Raw genomic sequence first — 18,549 nt, 5'->3', positions numbered from 1 at the left:
GCCGCGGCCGCCCGTGGTGTTGAGCAGCCGCGCTGCGGCTGCCCGTGCTGTTCGAGTAGCGGCGCAGCGGCTGCCCATGCTGGTCGAGTAGCCCCGCAGGGGCGTATCGAGACCCACCGTCGTCAGCAGGCCGAGTCTGCAGGCTCCTGTCTTGGTGCCAGTGGATCTCGATACGCCCGCTCCGCGGGCTACTCGATCAGCATGGGTCCGCCTGCTGCCGGTCGAGCAGCCGCGCAGCGGCCCTCATGCTGGTCGACCAGCCCCGCAGGGGCGTATCGAGACCCACCCCGCCCCGCTTGTCCAGCGCCGATGTCGAGCAGCCCCGTCTCGTAGACTGGACGCTGCCGTCGGCGGAAGTCGCCGCACAGAACAGGACTCGCGAACATGACCGACACCACCCCCACGTCCTCCTCCGCCTCGGAGCAGTTCGGCTCGAGCCGCGTGAAGCGCGGGCTCGCCGAGATGCTCAAGGGCGGCGTCATCATGGACGTCGTCAACGCCGAGCAGGCGCGCATCGCCGAGGACGCCGGAGCCGTCGCCGTGATGGCGCTCGAGCGCGTCCCCGCCGACATCCGCTCGCAGGGCGGCGTCGCGCGGATGAGCGACCCCGACCTCATCGACGGGATCGTCGCCGCCGTCTCCATCCCCGTGATGGCCAAGGCCCGCATCGGCCACTTCGTCGAGGCGCAGATCCTGCAGGAGCTCGGCGTCGACTACATCGACGAGTCCGAGGTCCTCTCGCCCGCCGACTACGTGAACCACATCGACAAGTGGAAGTTCACCGTCCCCTTCGTCTGCGGAGCCACCAACCTCGGCGAGGCCCTGCGCCGCATCACCGAGGGTGCGGCCATGATCCGCTCCAAGGGCGAGGCCGGCACCGGCGACGTCTCCGAGGCCACCAAGCACATCCGCACTATCTCGGCCGAGGTCAACCGGCTGAAGTCGCTGACCAAGGACGAGCTCTACGTCGCCGCCAAGGAGCTGCAGGCGCCCTACGAGCTGGTCGCCGAGATCGCGCAGACCGGCAAGCTCCCCGTCGTGCTCTTCACCGCCGGCGGCGTCGCCACCCCGGCCGACGCCGCGCTGATGATGCAGCTCGGTGCCGACGGCGTCTTCGTCGGCTCCGGCGTCTTCAAGTCGGGCGAGCCCGCGAAGCGCGCCGCCGCGATCGTCAAGGCGACGACGTTCTTCGACGACGCCAAGGTGGTCGCCGAGGCGTCCCGCGGTCTCGGCGAGGCGATGGTCGGCATCAACGTGGCCGACGTGCCCGCGCCGCACCGCCTCTCCGAGCGTGGCTGGTAGCGAGAGCGCGCCCGTCGCGGGCGAGGACGAGACCCGGGAGTCCCTCGCGGGGCTCCGGGTCGGCGTCCTCGCCCTGCAGGGCGACTTCCGCGAGCACGCGCACGTGCTGCGGGAGCTCGGCGCCGAGGTGGTGCTGGTGCGCCGCCCGGCCGAGCTCGCCTCCGTCGCGGGTCTCGTGATCCCCGGCGGCGAGTCCACGGTGATGGACAAGCTCTCGCGCCTGTTCGGCCTCGCCGAGCCGGTGAAGGAGGCGATCGCCGCGGGTCTGCCGGTCTACGGCACCTGCGCCGGGCTGATCATGCTCGCCGACCGCGTGCTCGACCGCATCGACGGCCAGAGCAGCTTTGGCGGCCTGGACGTGACCGTCCGCCGGAACGCGTTCGGCAACCAGCTGGACTCCTTCGAGACCGACCTCGACATCGACGGCATCGGCGACCCGCCGATGCACGCGGTCTTCATCCGCGCCCCCGTCGTCGAGGAGCTGGGGGAGCGGGCTCACGCCCTCGCCGCGCTGGCCGACGGCCGCGTCGTCGCGGTCGAGCAGGGCGCCCTGCTGGGCACCTCGTTCCACCCCGAGATCACCGGCGACTACCGGTTCCACGAGCTGTTCCTGCGCAAGGTCGCGGCCACCCGCTTCGGCGCCGACACGTAGGGGCGCGCCGGTCTCCTCGGCCGCGGACCCGCTCGCACGGAGAGCGGGCCCGCAGGGACCGCTCAGACCTCGACGGTCGTGTTCCTCTCCGTGAGGTCGGATCCTCGGGTGTCCGCGGCGTCTCCGGAGGAGTCTCCCCGCGTCGCTGCCCGGGCGGAGAGGCGGCCCGACGACGCGCTCGACGGCGGGACGGACGCGGGGGCGCCGGGTGCGGCGGCGGTGGCGATCACCGGGCTCGCCGAGGCGACCGCCGCTGAGGAGCGCCGCGCGACTCGGGGCGACGCCTTGCGGTCGACGCCGCTCTCGCAGCCGTCCGGATCGGAGATCCCTCGGCAGATGTGGTCGGGGTGGTCGTGGTGGCGGCCGATCATCGTGGTGCTCCTCGTCGTGGGTCGTCGTTGTGGGTCGTCGTTCTGGGTCGTCATCGGCGCGGTGCGGGCGCCCCGGGCCACCGAGAGCCTGACGGCGGAGCGCCTGCAACGACGAACCCGTGGCGTGGACGAGGCGCTCTGGCAGGGTTCGACACACCGATGTGCGTCGTGCTCCTCCGCCGCGACCATCGGCGGCTCCTCCCGAGGGTCGCCGCCGATCGCCTCGGCACGGCACAGTAGGGGGATGCCCGAACTCCCCGAAGTGCACGCGCTCGCCCGCGACCTCGACGAGCGCCTCGGCGGCCGCGTGCTGGAGCGCCTCGACGTCTTCGCGATCTCCGCGCTGAAGACCGTGGCGATCCCGCCGTCCTCGCTCGCGGGGGAGACGGTGCACGGGGTGAGCCGGCACGGGAAGTTCCTCGATCTCGCGACCGGCGACGTGCACGTTCTGCTGCACCTGGCCCGCGCGGGCTGGGTGCGCTGGCGTCCCGAGCGGCCGACCGCGCCGGTGAAGCCGGGCCGTGGCCCGCTCGCCGCGCGCCTGATCCTCGACGACGGCTCCGGCTTCGACATCACCGAGGCCGGCACGAAGAAGAGCCTCGCGATCTCGATCGTCGAGGACCCGCGGGACGTGCCGGGCGTGGCCAGGCTCGGTCCCGATCCGCTCGACCCGGAGTTCACCCGCGAGATCCTCGGCGCGATCCTGGCCACCGCGGGCCGTGCCCAGCTCAAGGGCGTGCTGCGCGACCAGTCCCGGATCGCCGGGATCGGCAACGCCTACTCCGACGAGATCCTGCACGTCGCGCGGATGTCGCCGTTCAAGCCGGCGACACTCACGCCGGACGAGCTCGACCGCCTGTACACCGCGCTGCACTACACCCTGGAGGAGGCGCTCGGCCGGGCCGAGGGGCTGCACGCCGCCGATCTCAAGCGCGAGAAGAAGCTCGGGATGCGGGTGCACGGCCGCACCGGCGAGGCCTGCCCGGTCTGCGGCGACACGATCCGCCAGGTGATCTACTCCGACTCGACGCTGCAGTACTGCCCCACCTGCCAGACCGGCGGGAAGCCGCTGGCCGACCGGGTCCTCTCCCGCCTGCTGAAGTAGCGCGCCATCGGCTCGGCGCGCTCGCCGCCGAGGACGTTCTCCTCGGCTCGGCTGGAGCGGAGGAGCTCCGGTCAGACGTCGATGGTGCTGGTGGCGGACGGCAGACCCCATCCTTCGGTAGCGGAGGGATCCGGGCCCGAGAAGACCGGCCCTCGCACGATGGCGATCGTCGCGGAGAACGCGCCCCTCGGACTGGCACTGAGGCGTGTCACCGGGGGCCTGGAGGAGAAGGAGACCCAGAGGAGAGTGGTGCCGAAGGGGTAGCTCTCGATGACCGGGTACGATCCGGCGGGGAACAGGAAGCGCCCGGAGCGGGGTCCCTCGGGTACGACGCCGGTCCCCCAGGACTCGACGTCGTGTTCGACCGTGATCCTGACCTCGACGTCCTCCGCGAGCACGATCTGCCCGGTGGCGTTCCGGTCGCCGTTCACGATGACCCTGGTCTGGAAGCTGCGGGGGTAGACCCTCGACAGGATGAGGCCGGCGAAGGTCCCGGTGCCGACCGGTGCGGGTGACGCGGTGGCGCCGGGAGCCGCTACGGCGGCGGCGACGACCGGGGTGGTCCATGCGGCGGCGACGGCGGTGCGGCGCGCGATGCCCGGGGGCTGAGACGAGCGGAGACCGTCGTCGTGGTGGTGGTCCTGCGTCATGGTGTGTCCTCGTCCTCATTCGCATCGCGGGGCCGCGCGGAGCGTTCCTGCGCCTGCATCACCTTCCCGATGGGAGGTGGCGAGCGGCGAATCTCTGGCATCGATCGTGCCGCCTGGCGGGATCCGCCGGGGGCGCGGCCTCGGCGGCGACTCCGGCCGTTCGCCCACAGCCTCTTCGTGGAGGACCGGACCTCCTCCGATCGACGCCGCAGGACTGCCCGTTCCGACCGACCTGCCGGACCGGCGAGAAGCCCGCTGGCCGACCGCGTCGCTCCCGCCTGCTGCGCTGACCGCGGGCGATCGTCAGACCTCGATCACGGCGGTAGAAGACGGAAGGCCGCGTCCCCCCGTGACGGACGGGTCGGGTCCGGGGAAGACCGGGCCGCTGGCCACCGCGACGGTCACGGGGAACGAGCCGGCCGGAGAGGCAGTGAGGATGGAGATCTGCTGTCCGAGCGGGTTCGCGAGCGAGACCGGGCGTCCGAGGACCAGGAAGGTGTTGATGATCGAGTACGGGCCCGCCGGGACGAGAAGGCGGCCCGTTCGGGGACCTTCGGCGACGATTCCGGGTCCCCACTCCGCGACGTCGTGCCCCGCCGTGATCCTGATCTCCGCAGCGCGCTCGAGCCCGATCGTCGATGCGGATGTCTGAGGGGCATTGAGGAGGACCTGTGTGATGAAGATGCCGGGGCGGGAGTCTCTTCGGACGGTCACACCCAGGTACGTTCCGATCACCAGAGGGGCGGGGGACGCCGAGGCTCCGGGAGCCGCGACCGCGGCGGCGACCACCGGGGTCGTCCACGCGGCCATGACCGCGGTCCGCCGCGCGACTCCGGGCGAAGGGGGCGATCGGAGCTCGTCGTCGTGCGGGGGGTGCTCGTCGGGTGTCATCGGTCCTCGATCTCGTTCGCGGCGACCGGACGGCAGAGAGCTGCCCGGCTCGCCGGCCACTCTGCCGACGAGGGGCAGTGAGCGCCGAATCGGTGGCGCAGATCGTGCCGGTGGCTCGATCGGACGATCCCGAGCGCGCGGATCCTGCACGTCGGATCGTCACCGCGCCTTCGGACGACCGGCTTCCGCAGAAGACCTTGACGATCCGGTCCGTCCCCGCCGGGATCGAGGCGTGCCCGGCACGTGGACCCTCGCAGAACCGACCTCGTTCCTCCTTGTGCACGCGCGTCTGTGTGCCAGGGGCCTAGGGGCGGACCTCGGGCTCGTGGAACATCCCCCGGCTCGCTGGCCCGGTCCGTTCGGACGTGCCGGACGCAGCTCCTCGTGCCGGAGAGCCGCGCGGCTGATCTCCGGCGCGCGGAACAAGTCTCCGACGTGCGGAATCGACCGGTTCGAGCGTGCCGGAACGCGTCTCAGAACGTGAGGACGGCCACCGCGGACGGGCGGCCGTGGATGCCGGTCGCGTACGGGTCGGGACCTCGATAGGTGGGTCCCCGCGTCACCTTCGCCTCCACCGCGAATCGTCCCCGCGGCTCGGGGGCGAGCTCGCACACGGTCTGAGGCCCCGGGTACGGGGCGGTGACCACCACGCTCCTGGTGCGGACCGTGTAGCTCTCGACGGTGCGGTAGATCCCGGCGGGGATCGTGATCGTGCCGACCCGAGGCCCCTCGGGAACGATCCCGTCCGGCCAGACGGCGACGTCGTGGTCCGGTGAGTCGACGCGCACGACCGCGTCCTGGGGGAGGACGACCGGGGTCCCCGGAGTCCCGGTCCCGTTGAGGTACACCTCGACGCGGAAGGCCCGCGGGGACTCGCCGCCGAGGGAGGCGAGCCAGACGCCGAGGAAAGTGCCGTCCTCCTTCGGGGGCGTGGAGGCGGAGGCCGCAGGGGCGGCCACGGCGCCCGCGATCACCGGGACCGTCCAGGCGACCGCGAGCGCCGACCGGCGCCCGATCCCCGGTGGACGACCCCCGTCCAGTCCGGTCGTGTCGTCCCTCCGCGGGTCGTTCGTCATCGCGCTCCTCGTTCTCGTCTCGGCCGCGCGGCCCTGCGTCCTGGTGCGTCGACGTCCTCGTTCGAATCGCGGGTGCCGCGCGGAGCGTTCCAGCGCCGGCATCACCTTCTCGGTAGGAGGGAACGAGGGGCGAATCTCTGGCACCGATCGTGCCGCCTGGCGGGATTGCCGCGGAGCGCGGCCACGGCGGCGACTCCGGCCGTCCGCCCACAGCCTCCTGGCGGAGGACGGAATCCAATCCGATCGACGCCGCAGAGCTGCCCGCTCCGCCCGATCTTCCGGACCCGCGACGCGTCGGAGGCCGACCGCGTCCTCTCCCAGCTGCTGCGCTGACCGCCGGCGATCGTCAGACCGTGATCATGATGGTCTGCGAGGGAAGCCCGTATCCCTGCGTGACGGACGGGTCGGGACCGGGGTAGACCGGTCCGCTCACCACAGCGACGGTCACGGGGAACGAGCCGGTCGGAGAGGAGGTCAGGCCGGAGGTCAGCTGTCCGAGTGGGTAGGCGACCGAGATGCGTCGTCCGTCGATGTCGTAGATGGCGGAGACCGAGTACGAGCCCGCAGGGACGAGCAGGCGGCCCGCTCGGGGGCTCTCTGCCACGATCCCGGATCCCCAGTACGCGACGTCGTGCCCCGCCGTGATCCGGATCTCCGCAGCGCGCTCGAGCACGATCGGCGACAAGGACGTCTGAGGGGCATTGAGGAACACCGCCGTCACGAAGACACCGGGGCGGTAGCCCTGAAGGGTCACACCCAGGAACGCTCCGCTTCCCGCAGGGGCGGGGGACGCCGAGGCGCCGGGAGCGGCGACCGCGGCGGCGACCACCGGGGTCGTCCACGCGGCCGTAACAGCGGTCCGCCGTGCGATGCCCGGCGGAGGGGAGGATCCGCGCTCGTCGTCGTGCGGGTGGCGCTCATCGGGTGTCATCGGTGTCCTCGTTCTCGTTCGCGTCGACTGGACGGCAGGGTGCGACCCGGCTCGCCGGCCACTCTGCCGACGAGGAGCGGGCGGCGCCGAATCGCTGGCGCAGATCATGCCGGTGGCTCGATCGGGCGATCTCGAGCGCACGGGTCCTGCCCGTCAGATCGTCACCGTCCCTCTGAAGGACGGACTCCCGTAGACGGACGTCACGATCGGGTCCGACCCGCGGTACAGGGGTCCGCGGGTGACGGCGGCCGAGACGGCGAAGCTGCCGGTGGGGGAAGCCGTGAGCCGACAGAAGAAGGCCCTCCTGGCGACCGCGGCGAGTCTTCCCTCGGTCTCGTAGGTGGTGGTGATCGGGTGCGAGCCGGCCGGGATCGAGACGTGCCCGGCGCGCGGACCGTCCGCCACGACGCCCTCGCCCCAGGAGGCGACGTCGTGCTCTGCGGTGACGTCCACGCGGACGTCCTCGCCGAAGACCAGGTCCGCCGTGGTCGTGGTCGTGGTCGTGGTCGCCGTCGTCGTGAGGAGGACGAGGACGACGAACCGGCCGTCGCCGGCACCGGCGCCGATCGACACTCCGGCGAACCCGCCGGCCGCGACCGGGGAGGCGGAGGCGCCGGGCGCGGCGACTGCGGCGGCGATCACCGGGGCGGACCAGGCGGCCGCGACCGCTGCGCGGCGTGCGACTCCCGTGGGGTGGATCGGCGGGCGAGGGCCGTCCTCCGGGTGCTGGCGGTCGGTCACACCGTGACCGTGTCTGTCGTGGACGACCGCCCGTAGGTGCCGAGCAGTGCGGCCGAGACGGTGTCGATCGGGCCGCTGGTCACCGTGCCCGACACCGGGAAGGTGCCGGTCGGTGAGTCGGTCAGGAGCGCGGTGAAGGGACTCCGCGCCAACGCGACCGACACGTCGTGGCCGTCGCGCTGGTATCCGGTGTAGTTCGCGTACCGGCCGGCCGGAATGACGATCCGGTGCGTGCCGGGCCGGACCAGGCGGGCGAAGTCCGGCCATGCGACGGTGTCGTGCTCCAGGGTGATCTCCACCTGCCCTTCCTCCAGGCGCTCGACATCGGAGAGCAGGGGCGGGTTGCCCGGTCCGGTGGTCTGGAAGCGCGTCACGTAGAGATTGACCGCCACCTCCCGCGGGTTGAAGGAGCCGACGACCAGTCCGAGGACGACTCTCGCGTCGGCGACAGGACTCGGGGTCGACGCGGCGGCGCCCGGTGCCGCGACGGCAGCGGCGACCACGGGCGTGGTCCACGCGACCTCGATCAGCGATCTCCGTCGGACGCCGGCAGTGGTGGTCGCGGGACCGGGTCCCTGGGTGTGGTTCTGAGCTGTCATCGTCTCTCCTCGGGTCGTCGACCACCGTGGGGCCGCAGCGGGCCCACCGCGGCCGGGGTCTTCCCGGTGAGCGTTCCGGGTGCCGGCCGGATCCGCGAAGTCCGTGGCACGGATCGTCCGGCCTGTCCGATTCGCACCCCTCGCGCGGAGTCGCAAGGGCTCTTCCCTCGGGCGCGGCTCGGACCGCCCGCCCGGCGCTCGATTACACTGGACCAGCCATCAGCGGCGCCCGAGGGAGTCGCACGAACGAGATTTCCGAGGGAGCACCGTGTCCGGGCATTCCAAGTGGGCCACGACCAAGCACCAGAAGGCGATCAAGGACTCGCGCCGCGCGAAGTCCTTCGCCAAGCTGATCAAGAACATCGAGGTGGCCGCCAAGATCGGCGGCGCCGACATGTCCGGCAATCCGACGCTCGTCGACGCCGTGCAGAAGGCCAAGAAGACCTCCGTCCCGAACGACAACATCGACCGCGCGATCAAGCGCGGCGCCGGCCTCACCGGCGAGGTCATCGACTACACGACGATCATGTACGAGGCCTACGGCCCGAACGGCATCGCGCTGCTCGTCGAGTGCCTCACCGACAACAAGAACCGCGCCGCGGCGGACGTCCGCACCGCGATGACCCGCAACGGCGGCACCATGGCCGACCCGGGCAGCGTCGCCTACAACTTCGCGCGCAAGGGCGTCATCACCGTGCCGCACGGCGACGGCGTCACCGAGGACGACGTGCTCGGCGCGGTCCTCGACTTCGGCGTCGACGACGTCATCGACCACGGCGAGTCCTTCGAGGTCCGCACCGAGGCCGCCGAGCTGGTCCCGGCGCGCACGGCGCTCCAGGAGGCGGGCATCGACTACGACGCCGCCGACGTCGAGTTCGTCGCCTCGCTGCAGGTCGAGGCCGACGCGGAGACGGCGCGCAAGGTCTTCCGCCTGATCGACGCGCTCGAGGACTCAGACGACGTGCAGAACGTCTACACGAACCTCGACATCGCGCCCGAGGTCCGGGCCGAGCTCGAGAACGACGAGGAGTGACCCGGTGACCCCGGCCCGTCCCGGGCGGACGCGCTGATGCGCGTCCTCGGGATCGACCCGGGGCTCACCCGGTGCGGTGTCGGCATCGTCGACGTCGGCCGTGACCGCCGCGCGACGCTCGTGCACGTGAGCGTCCTGCGCACCCCGGCCGACGCGCCGCTCGAGCGCCGGCTGCTCGCCCTCGGCGACGGGATCGAGGCGCTGCTCGACGAGCACCGGCCCGACGCCGTGGCGATCGAGCGCGTCTTCGCGCAGAACAACGTCAGCACCGTGATGGGCATCGCCCAGATCAGCGGCGTCGCGCTGGTCGCGGCCGCCCGCCGCGACCTCGTCGTCGGCATGCACACGCCCAGCGAGGTCAAGGCCGCGGTCACCGGCTACGGCTCGGCCGACAAGCGCCAGGTCACCACGATGATCCAGCGCATCCTCCGGCTCGACGCCCCGCCGAAGCCGGCCGACGCGGCCGACGCCCTCGCCCTCGCCGTCTGCCACGCCTGGCGCGGGCCGATCGCCGCGGGCCCCGCCGCCGCCGAGGGGGAGACCACGGCGCAGCGGGCCTGGCGCGCCGCGGAGGCCGCCACTCGAACGCCTGTTCGAGCCTCTAGACTGACGCGGTGATCTCCTCCCTCCGCGGCACCGTCCTCTCCGCTCGCGGGAGCCTCGCCGTCGTCGACGTCCACGGCGTCGGCTACGCGGTCAACGTCACGCCGCAGCACGCGCTCGAGCTGCGGGTCGGCGACGAGACCGTGCTGACGACGACGCTGATCGTCCGGGAGGACTCGCTGACCCTCTACGGCTTCCCGGACGAGGAGCAGCTCGAGATCTTCGAGCTGCTGATCGGCGTCACCGGCGTCGGCCCCAAGTCCGCGCTCGGCGTGCTCGGCGCGGTCGAGCCCGAGCGCATCGCCCAGGCCGTCGCCGACGAGGACGACGCCGTCTTCCGCAAGGTCTCCGGCATCGGCCCCAAGACCGCGAAGCTCATCATCCTGTCGCTCGCGGGCAAGCTCGCCGTCCGCCCGCGCGCCGCCCGCGGCTCCGGGCCGGGTGCGACGGCCGCCCAGAGCGTGCTCTCGGCACTCGTAGGCCTCGGCTGGCCCGAGCGCGTCGCCGCCGAGGTCGTCGACGAGATCCTGCTCGACGCCCAGGCCTCCGACGCCGCGAGCGTGCAGTCCCTGCTCCGCCTCGCCCTGGCCCGGCTCGGTCCGGCGGCGCGCTCGTGAGCGGCGACGACGTGATGGGCCCGGAGGTCGCCTCCGAGGCCGAGATCGCCTTCGAGGGCGCGCTCCGCCCGAAGAACCTCGGCGAGTTCGTCGGCCAGCGCAAGGTCCGCGGCCAGCTCGAGCTGCTGCTCAAGGCGGCGGCGATGCAGGGCCGCACGCCCGACCACATCCTGCTGGCCGGCCCCCCCGGCCTCGGCAAAACCACCCTCGCGATGATCGTGGCGGAGGAGAGCTCCTCACCGCTGCGGATGTCCAGCGGCCCCGCGATCCAGCACGCCGGCGACCTGGCCGCCGTGCTCTCCTCGCTGCTCCCCGGCGAGATCCTCTTCATCGACGAGATCCACCGCATGGCGCGCTCCGCAGAGGAGATGCTCTACCTCGCGATGGAGGACTTCCGGATCGACATCATGGTCGGCAAGGGCGCCGGCGCGACCTCCGTCCCCCTGGATCTCGCGCCGTTCACCCTCGTCGGCGCGACCACGCGCTCGGGCCTCCTGCCGAATCCGCTGCGCGACCGGTTCGGCTTCACCGCCCACCTCGAGTTCTACGCCGAGGACGAGCTGCGCCAGGTGCTGACCCGCGCCGCGCGGCTGCTCGACCTCGACATCGACGGCGAGGCGGTCGCCGAGATCGCCGGCCGCTGCCGGGGCACCCCGCGCATCGCGAACCGCCTGCTGCGCCGGGTCCGCGACTTCGCGCTCGTGCACGGCGGCCGCGCCGACGTCACAGCGGTCCGCGCCGCGCTCGACCTCTACGACGTCGACGAGCTCGGCCTCGATCGCCTCGACCGCGCCGTGATGGACATCGTGCTCACCCGCTTCGACGGCGGACCGGTCGGCCTCAACACGCTCGCGGTCTCCGTCGGCGAGGAGGCGGAGACGGTCGAGGCGGTCGTCGAGCCGTTCCTGGTCCGGATCGGGCTGCTCACCCGCACGCCCCGCGGGCGCGTCGCGACCCCGGCGGCGTGGCGCCACTTCGGCGTGCAACCGCGCGGGTCAGCCGGTCCGGCCTCCCAGCGGCCCCTGTTCGGAGATGACCTATAATCTTCAAGGCCCGACGGGCCGCTCGATCTGCATGCGCCACCCCTTGTGTGCGCGGCGGATCACCCTCAACTCCGGAAGGCTCACCCATGGATCCGACGATCATCCTGCTCGTCCTGCTTCTCGCCGTGATGATCATCTTCATGTTCCGCAACAACAAGAAGCGGCAGCGCGACGCGGAGAAGATGAAGTCCGGGCTGGTCCCCGGTGTCGAGCTGATGACCGGCTCCGGCCTGTTCGGCACCGTCGTCTCGATCGACGACGACGAGAACAAGATCGTCATCGAGTCGACCCCCGGGACGCTCCTGACGATCCACCGTCAGGCCATCGCCCGCCTCATCGACCCGACCGAGAACGCGGTCGTCGCCGACGAGGACGAGGCCGAGTCCGTGGCAGCCGTCGAGTCGCCCGCGTTCGGCGAGCGCGACGCCGCGCACACGTCCGACCCGCTGGTCGACCCGGTCGAGCGCGACCGCAGGCCCGACGCGCAGTAGTCTCCAGGGCGGGCAGGGTGCATCGGCGCCCCGCCCGCCCTTCCACGTCCGGGGTGCGCCCCGGACCGAAGACCGTCGATCGGACGACAGGCGCGGCCCCCGGGGTCGGCGCCTGCGCGAGGATCGACGTCGACCGCAGAGCCAGCGTCGGCCGGAGAGCCGGCGCCGACCGAAGAAGAAGGTGAGCCCTGGGTGGCCGCATCAACCCCCGTCCGGAAGGCTCGGCGCTCGCTGAGCTGGCTCGGCGTCCTGATCCTCGCGCTCGTCGGCCTCAACGCCGCCGCCGTCGCCTTCGGCGGCGGCTCCTGGACGCCGAAGCTCGCGCTCGACCTCGAGGGCGGCACCCAGATCGTGCTCCAGCCCCAGCTCTCGGACGGCCAGACCGTCTCGTCCGAGCAGCTGACGCAGGCCGTCTCGATCATCCGCCAGCGGATCGACGCCGCGGGCGTCTCCGAGTCCGAGATCACGACCCAGGGCTCGAGCAACATCGTCGTCTCGATCCCGGGGACGCCGGACGACGCGACGCTGCAGCGCATCGAGGCCTCGGCGAAGCTCGACTTCCGCCCGGTGCTCGTCGCCAGCCAGGCGACCAACAGCTCGGTCGGCGGCGATTCGACCGCCTCGCCCACGCCGACCCCGGTCGACCCCTCGCTCGCCACCGAGCCGACGGCCGCGCCGACCAGCGCGAGCGACCTCGCCTACATCACGCCGGCGCTCGAGGCGCAGTACACCTCCTTCGACTGCGCGTTCCTCAATGCACAGGACCCGAACCTCGCGCCGGCCGATCAGCCCCTGATCACCTGCGACGACAACGACACGGCGAAGTACATCCTCGGACCCGTCGAGATCACCGGCGAGGACATCGCCGACGCCTCGAACGGCCTGATGACGACGTCCTCCGGCGCCAGCACCGGCACCTGGGCCGTCAACCTCTCCTTCGACGACCAGGGCACACAGGCCTTCGGCGACGTCACCTCGCGCCTCGTCGGCCTGCAGGGCGCGCAGAACCAGTTCGCGATCGTCCTCGACGGCCGCGTCATCTCGGCGCCGTCCACCAACGCGGCGATCACCGACGGCAACGCGCAGATCTCCGGCTCCTTCACCCAGGAGTCGTCGAAGACCCTCGCCGACCAGCTGAAGTACGGCGCCCTGCCGATCGGCTTCCAGGTGCAGAGCTCGGACAGCATCTCCGCGACGCTCGGCTCGACCCAGCTCGCCAGCGGCCTGCTCGCGGGCCTGATCGGCCTCATCCTCGTCGTCGTCTATTCGATCGCGCAGTACCGCGTGCTCGGCGCGGTCACCATCGCCTCGCTGATGGTGGCGGCGATCGTCACCTACCTCGTCGTGACGCTGCTCTCCTGGCGGGAGGGACTCCGCCTCTCGCTCGCGGGAGTCGCGGGTCTGATCGTCGCCATCGGCATCACGGCGGACTCCTTCATCGTCTACTTCGAGCGGATCCGCGACGAGCTGCGCGACGGCCGCGGGCTCGAGTCCTCGGTCGAGGCCGGCTGGCGGCGCGCGCTGCGCACGATCTTCGCCTCCGACATGGTGAACCTGCTCGCCGCCGTCGTGCTCTTCGCCCTCGCGGTCGGCAGCGTCCGCGGCTTCGCGCTCACGCTCGGCATCACGACGCTGATCGACCTCGTGGTGGTGATCCTCTTCACCCACCCGATGCTGCAGCTGCTCGCGACGACCAAGTTCTTCTCCGAGGGGCACAAGGCCTCCGGGCTGGATCCGCGCGCACTCGGCGCGGTCTACCGCGGCCGAGCGGCGTTCCGCCCGCAGGACGCCGTGCTCGCCGGCAAGGCCGCCTCGGGCAAGGGCTCGTCCGCCGCCCGCGAGGCCGCCCGCCGCCAGACCATCGCCGAGCGCAAGGCCGCCGAGGCGGCCGCCGCGCGCAGCTCCTCGAACGACTCGAACGGGAAGGACGCGTGATGGCCAGCTTCTCGCAGTTCGGAAACGACCTCTACACCGGCAAGCGCTCGGTCGACTTCGTCGGCCGCCGCCGCACCTGGTACCTCATCTCGATCGCGATCATCCTGCTCACCGTGCTCGGCACGGCGGCGCGCGGTGGCTTCAACTTCAGCATCGAGTTCACCGGTGGCTCCGAGTTCACGGTCACCTCACCGGAGAACCTGGATCAGACCGCGGCGACGGACGCCGTCACCTCGGTCTCGCCCGACGCCGTCCCGCGCGTCTCGATCGTCGGCGACGACTCGATCCGGGTGCAGACCAGCCAGCTGTCGACCGACGAGTCGACCCAGGTCCGCAACGCGCTGTCCGAGGCGTACTCCGTCCCGACGGAGCAGGTCGCGTCGTCCTTCATCGGCGCCGCCTGGGGCTCGGACGTCACGCAGCAGGCCGTCCGCGGCCTGATCATCTTCGTGATCCTGGCCGCCCTGGCGATGTGGGCCTACTTCCGGACCTGGAAGATGTCCCTCGCCGCCATCGTCGCGCTCCTGCACGACCTCGTGATCGTGGCCGGCGTCTACGGCATCACCGGGACGGAGGTGTCGCCGGCGGCGGTCATCGGACTGCTCACGATCCTCGGCTACTCGCTCTACGACACGGTCGTCGTCTTCGACAAGATCCGCGAGAACACCGCGGAGGCGCTCGGCAGCACCACGAAGACCTTCTCCGAGACGGTCAACCTCGCCGAGAACCAGACGCTGGTGCGCTCGATCAACACCTCGATCGTCGCGGCCCTGCCGGTCGCCGCGATCCTCGTGATCGGCGCCTTCGTCCTCGGTGCCGGCACGCTGCGCGACATCTCGCTCGCGCTGCTGATCGGCATCATCGTCGGCACCTACTCGACGATCTTCGTCGCCGCCCCGCTCTACGCCCAGCTACGCAGCGGCGAGGCCGAGATCGGCAAGCACGACAAGCGGGTCGTCTCGGCCCGCGAGCGCGCCGCAACCCCCGTCGTGCAGGGCTGATCGTGGCCGACTACGCACAGGTCACCGCCGCGGACGCGATCGGCCTCGTCGAGCGCGACGAGGTCTGGCTGCTCGACGTGCGCGAGCCCCACGAGTGGGCTCTCGGGCACGCCGCAGCCGCGCACCACATCCCGATGGGCAGCATCGGCGAGCGGCAGGACGAGCTCCCACGGGACGTGGCGATCCTCGTCGTCTGCCACTCCGGCGTCCGCTCGGCCATGGTCGTCCAGGCGCTCGACGGCGCCGGCTACGAGACGGCGAACATCGAGGCCGGGATGACCGCCTGGGCGGCGGCCGGCGGCGAGGTCGTCGACGACGAGGGACGCCCGGGCCGGATCGACTGACCGCGGGCCTGTCCGCTCCCGGCGGACCGCTCACGAGGCGCCCCGCGACGGGCGATAATGAGGCGATGGAGATCTCCGCGTGAGCGACACCACGACCACGTCCTCGACCGCCGCCCTGCGCCGGCTGGTCCCGCGGATCTTCTCGCGCGCACAGCCCTCCGGCGCGGTGGACACGCTCGTCCGGACGGTGCGGACGCACCACCCCAAGAGCGACATCGCGCTGATCGAGCGGGCCTACTCGGTCGCCGAGCGCGCGCACGCGAACCAGAAGCGCCGCAGCGGCGAGCCGTACATCACGCATCCGCTGGCCGTCGCGCAGATCCTCGCCGACCTCGGCATCGGCTCGAAGACCATCGCCGCCGCGCTGCTGCACGACACCGTCGAGGACACCGACTACAAGCTCGACGAGCTGCGCGCCGACTTCGGCGACGAGGTCGCGATGCTGGTGGACGGCGTCACCAAGCTCGACAAGGTCAAGTACGGCGACAGCGCGCAGGCCGAGACCGTCCGCAAGATGATCGTGGCGATGTCGAAGGACATCCGCGTTCTGATCATCAAGCTGGCCGACCGCCTGCACAACGCGCGCACCTGGGGCTTCGTCCCCGCCGAGTCCGCGGCCCGCAAGGCGACCGAGACCCTCGAGATCTACGCGCCGCTGGCGAACCGCCTCGGCATCCAGGCGATCAAGTGGGAGCTCGAGGACCTGTCCTTCGCGGTGCTCTACCCGAAGATCTACAACGAGATCGAGAGCCTCGTGAAGGTGCGGACTCCGCAGCGCGAGGAGTTCGTCCAGAGCATCATCGACCTCATCGGCGAGGACCTGCGGGCGGGCAAGATCCGCGGCCGCGTCGTCGGCCGGCCGAAGCAGTACTACTCGATCTACCAGAAGATGGTCGTCCGAGGCCGCGACTTCGACGAGATCTACGACCTGGTCGGCATCCGCGTCCTCGTCAACTCGGTGCGCGACTGCTACGCCGTGCTCGGGTCGATCCACGCGCGCTGGAGCCCGATGCCCGGGCGCTTCAAGGACTACATCGCCACGCCCAAGTTCAACCTGTACCAGTCGCTGCACACCACGGTGATCGGGCCGAAGGGCCGCGCGGTCGAGATCCAGATCCGCACCAACGAGATGCACCAGCACGCCGAGTTCGGCATCGCGGCGCACTGGAAGTACAAGGAGCAGATGGCGACGGGCAAGGTCGCCTCCGGCTCGAACGACACCGACCTCGCCTGGCTCGCGCACCTCTCCGACTGGCAGTCCGAGACGACCGACCCGAACGAGTTCCTCGACTCCCTCCGCTTCGAGATCGGTGCGAAGGAGGTCTACGTCTTCACGCCCAAGGGGCGCGTCATCGGCCTGCCGACCGGCGCGACCCCGGTCGACTTCGCCTACGCCGTGCATACCGAGGTCGGCCATCGCACCATGGGCGCCAAGGTCAACGGGCGCCTCGTGCCGCTCGAGTCCTCGCTGACCACCGGCGACGTCGTCGAGGTCTTCACCTCGAAGAACCCCGACTCCGGTCCGAGCCAGGACTGGCTGAACTTCGTGCAGAGCCCTCGGGCCCGGAACAAGATCCGCCAGTGGTTCACCAAGGAGCGCCGCGACGAGGCGATCGAGCAGGGCAAGGACTCCATCGCGCGGGCCATGCGCAAGCAGAACCTGCCGCTGCAGAAGCTCATGAGCCAGGACACCTTCACCGAGGTGGCCAGCCAGCTGCGCTACAACGACGTCGAGGCGCTCTACGCCGCGGTCGGCGAGGGGCACGTCTCCACCCAGTCGGTGCTGGAGAAGGTCGTCGCGACCATCCAGGGCGACCCGGAGTCGGACGAGCACGAGGTCACCCTCCCGCGCTCCCCGCGTCCGCGCAGCCGCAGCAGCGAGTCCGGGGTCCTGGTCAAGGGCGCGCCGGACATCCTGGTCAAGCTCGCGAAGTGCTGCACCCCGGTGCCGGGCGATCAGATCGTCGGCTTCGTCACCCGCGGTGCCGGCGTCTCGGTGCACCAGGCCAACTGCCACAACGTGCAGGAGCTGCTCAAGGAGCCGGAGCGGATCGTCGACGTCGAGTGGGCGCCGTCCTCGAAGAGCATCTTCCTGGTGCAGATCCAGGTCGAGGCGCTCGACCGGTCCGGCCTGCTCAGCGACGTCACGCGCGTGCTCTCCGAGCACCACGTGAACATCCTGTCGGCCACGGTCTCCACCTCCAGCGACCGACTTGCCATCAGCCGGTTCGTGTTCGAGATGGGCGACACGACGCACCTCGACCGGGTGCTCAACGCCGTCCGCAGGATCGACGCCGTCTACGACGTCTACCGGGTGAACGCGGGCTGATCGGCCGGCGCGGCCGGCCTGGAGCGAGGCTCCGTGCCGGGTCAGCCGAGCGCCGCAGTCAGGCGGAGCAGGGCGATCCGGCGGCTCGAGACGGGAGGGCCGCTGTCCAATCGCTCGAGCACCCGCTCGAGCGAGACACCGGTGACGGACACCAGGCTGCGCAGGAGATCGTCGTCGCAGGTGCTGCGGGTGCGCGCCAGATCGATCAGGGTGCGCTCGGGGGTCGTGACGGAGCAGCCGCCGAGGAGCACGACGTCCTCGTCGGTGAGCCGGACCTCGTGGAAGCGCACCCGCGCGAGCATCGGCGGGTGCAGGCGGTTCCGTCGGTCGATGGAGGCGCTGTGCACGGGGGGAGCGGCGGGCATCGCGCCGTGCACCCAGGCGGCCGACAGCCGGTCCGCCACCGCCTTCGACGGGACGACCGCCCGCAGCGCCGCCCCGCGCTCGGCCGGGCCGACCGGCAGATCGGCGAGGAGGAAGCCCTCGTCGAGCGCGACGACCTCGCCGTCGAGACGGGCGGCGCAGAGCTCCGCGAGCGGCAGCTGCCCCGGGAGCAGCACGGAGGGGAGGAGGCGCGTCATCCGCCCATGCTGGCCGAGCCGCGGCCCCCGCGGGACAGCCACGGCACATCTGTGGACGGATCCGCACGAGCCGGCGTCGTGCGGTTCCCGCCGGCGAGCGGTGGGTCTCGATACGCCGCCTCCGGCGGCTGCTCGACCAGCATGACGGTCACGGACGCGTGCTCATGCTGATCGAGCAGCCCGCGCAGCGGGCGCATCGAGATCCACGTCGTGCGAGGGACGGGTCTCGATACGCCGCCTCCGGCGGCTGCTCG

The 18,549-nt window shown here is 71.6% G+C and carries 20 protein-coding genes; 12 read left to right on the top strand and 8 right to left on the bottom strand.

From position 1 onward, the window contains the following. Nucleotides 1–384 precede the first annotated feature (384 nt). On the top strand, nucleotides 385–1,302 hold the full coding sequence (gene pdxS, locus EDF22_RS10035) for a pyridoxal 5'-phosphate synthase lyase subunit PdxS (RefSeq protein WP_123446185.1): 918 nt from the start codon (nucleotides 385–387) through the stop codon (nucleotides 1,300–1,302). Nucleotides 1,303–1,375: 73 nt separating this feature from the next. Next, entirely contained in the window at nucleotides 1,376–1,954 is a 579-nt protein-coding gene (gene pdxT / locus EDF22_RS10030) for a pyridoxal 5'-phosphate synthase glutaminase subunit PdxT (protein ID WP_397460153.1), read from the top strand. Between the two features lie 62 nt (nucleotides 1,955–2,016). Here pdxT and EDF22_RS10025 read toward each other — a convergent pair whose 3' ends face one another. Next, nucleotides 2,017–2,325, bottom strand: a complete 309-nt coding sequence (locus EDF22_RS10025; RefSeq protein ID WP_123704451.1) for a hypothetical protein — start codon at nucleotides 2,323–2,325, stop codon at nucleotides 2,017–2,019. 244 nt (nucleotides 2,326–2,569) lie between these two features. On the opposite strand from EDF22_RS10025, the gene EDF22_RS10020 reads away from it, so the two are divergent. Beyond that, nucleotides 2,570–3,430: an Fpg/Nei family DNA glycosylase gene (locus tag EDF22_RS10020; RefSeq protein ID WP_123704449.1), complete on the top strand. Its 861-nt coding sequence runs from the start codon at nucleotides 2,570–2,572 to the stop codon at nucleotides 3,428–3,430. Between the two features lie 71 nt (nucleotides 3,431–3,501). Here the strand turns inward: EDF22_RS10020 and EDF22_RS10015 are convergent, their stop codons facing one another. The 6 genes from EDF22_RS10015 to EDF22_RS09990 all read right to left on the bottom strand — a co-directional run bounded on the left by EDF22_RS10015 (nucleotide 3,502) and on the right by EDF22_RS09990 (nucleotide 8,318). Next, on the bottom strand, nucleotides 3,502–4,080 hold the full coding sequence (locus EDF22_RS10015; RefSeq protein ID WP_123704447.1) for a hypothetical protein: 579 nt from the start codon (nucleotides 4,078–4,080) through the stop codon (nucleotides 3,502–3,504). Nucleotides 4,081–4,383: 303 nt separating this feature from the next. Continuing rightward, nucleotides 4,384–4,890: a hypothetical protein gene (locus EDF22_RS10010; RefSeq protein WP_148059171.1), complete on the bottom strand. Its 507-nt coding sequence runs from the start codon at nucleotides 4,888–4,890 to the stop codon at nucleotides 4,384–4,386. Between the two features lie 554 nt (nucleotides 4,891–5,444). Beyond that, nucleotides 5,445–6,047: a hypothetical protein gene (locus tag EDF22_RS10005; protein WP_123704443.1), complete on the bottom strand. Its 603-nt coding sequence runs from the start codon at nucleotides 6,045–6,047 to the stop codon at nucleotides 5,445–5,447. Between the two features lie 346 nt (nucleotides 6,048–6,393). Then, nucleotides 6,394–6,978, bottom strand: coding sequence for a hypothetical protein (locus EDF22_RS10000; RefSeq protein ID WP_133962574.1), 585 nt, complete (start codon nucleotides 6,976–6,978; stop codon nucleotides 6,394–6,396). Nucleotides 6,979–7,131: 153 nt separating this feature from the next. Next, nucleotides 7,132–7,719, bottom strand: coding sequence for a hypothetical protein (locus tag EDF22_RS09995; protein ID WP_123704439.1), 588 nt, complete (start codon nucleotides 7,717–7,719; stop codon nucleotides 7,132–7,134). Next, on the bottom strand, nucleotides 7,716–8,318 hold the full coding sequence (locus EDF22_RS09990) for a hypothetical protein (protein ID WP_123704437.1): 603 nt from the start codon (nucleotides 8,316–8,318) through the stop codon (nucleotides 7,716–7,718). Before EDF22_RS09990 ends, EDF22_RS09995 begins: the two co-directional genes overlap by 4 nt. A 268-nt stretch (nucleotides 8,319–8,586) precedes the next feature. On the opposite strand from EDF22_RS09990, the gene EDF22_RS09985 reads away from it, so the two are divergent. From EDF22_RS09985 to EDF22_RS09945, 9 genes are all read left to right on the top strand, one after another. After that, nucleotides 8,587–9,351, top strand: coding sequence for a YebC/PmpR family DNA-binding transcriptional regulator (locus tag EDF22_RS09985; RefSeq protein WP_123704435.1), 765 nt, complete (start codon nucleotides 8,587–8,589; stop codon nucleotides 9,349–9,351). 36 nt (nucleotides 9,352–9,387) lie between these two features. Continuing rightward, nucleotides 9,388–9,969, top strand: coding sequence for a crossover junction endodeoxyribonuclease RuvC (ruvC, locus tag EDF22_RS09980; RefSeq protein ID WP_123704433.1), 582 nt, complete (start codon nucleotides 9,388–9,390; stop codon nucleotides 9,967–9,969). Further along, nucleotides 9,966–10,571 carry a Holliday junction branch migration protein RuvA gene (gene ruvA, locus EDF22_RS09975; RefSeq protein WP_123704431.1) on the top strand — a complete coding sequence of 202 codons (606 nt, stop codon included), beginning with the start codon at nucleotides 9,966–9,968 and terminating at the stop codon, nucleotides 10,569–10,571. The genes ruvC and ruvA overlap by 4 nt, the downstream gene beginning before the upstream one ends. 14 nt (nucleotides 10,572–10,585) lie before the next feature. Then, a complete protein-coding gene (ruvB, locus tag EDF22_RS09970; protein ID WP_123704429.1) occupies nucleotides 10,586–11,614 on the top strand; it encodes a Holliday junction branch migration DNA helicase RuvB in 1,029 nt (342 codons plus the stop codon). A gap of 86 nt (nucleotides 11,615–11,700) precedes the next feature. Continuing rightward, nucleotides 11,701–12,105 (top strand): preprotein translocase subunit YajC, encoded by a 405-nt coding sequence (yajC, locus tag EDF22_RS09965; protein WP_123704427.1) that lies wholly within the window; start codon nucleotides 11,701–11,703, stop codon nucleotides 12,103–12,105. 192 nt (nucleotides 12,106–12,297) lie between these two features. Beyond that, a complete protein-coding gene (gene secD / locus EDF22_RS09960; RefSeq protein WP_123704425.1) occupies nucleotides 12,298–14,040 on the top strand; it encodes a protein translocase subunit SecD in 1,743 nt (580 codons plus the stop codon). Next, nucleotides 14,040–15,041 carry a protein translocase subunit SecF gene (gene secF / locus EDF22_RS09955; RefSeq protein ID WP_123446199.1) on the top strand — a complete coding sequence of 334 codons (1,002 nt, stop codon included), beginning with the start codon at nucleotides 14,040–14,042 and terminating at the stop codon, nucleotides 15,039–15,041. Before secD ends, secF begins: the two co-directional genes overlap by 1 nt. Before the next feature lie 2 nt (nucleotides 15,042–15,043). Then, nucleotides 15,044–15,385 (top strand): rhodanese-like domain-containing protein, encoded by a 342-nt coding sequence (locus EDF22_RS09950; protein WP_123704423.1) that lies wholly within the window; start codon nucleotides 15,044–15,046, stop codon nucleotides 15,383–15,385. A 79-nt stretch (nucleotides 15,386–15,464) separates the two neighbouring features. Next, nucleotides 15,465–17,714, top strand: coding sequence for a bifunctional (p)ppGpp synthetase/guanosine-3',5'-bis(diphosphate) 3'-pyrophosphohydrolase (locus EDF22_RS09945; protein WP_123446201.1), 2,250 nt, complete (start codon nucleotides 15,465–15,467; stop codon nucleotides 17,712–17,714). A gap of 41 nt (nucleotides 17,715–17,755) precedes the next feature. Here EDF22_RS09945 and EDF22_RS09940 read toward each other — a convergent pair whose 3' ends face one another. Beyond that, nucleotides 17,756–18,295 (bottom strand): type IV toxin-antitoxin system AbiEi family antitoxin, encoded by a 540-nt coding sequence (locus EDF22_RS09940; protein ID WP_123704421.1) that lies wholly within the window; start codon nucleotides 18,293–18,295, stop codon nucleotides 17,756–17,758. Nucleotides 18,296–18,549 lie beyond the last annotated feature (254 nt).

Source organism: Rathayibacter sp. PhB127, assembly GCF_003751665.1.
Classification (GTDB): domain Bacteria; phylum Actinomycetota; class Actinomycetes; order Actinomycetales; family Microbacteriaceae; genus Rathayibacter; species Rathayibacter festucae.
This window is presented reverse-complemented; position numbering and strand designations above follow the sequence as displayed.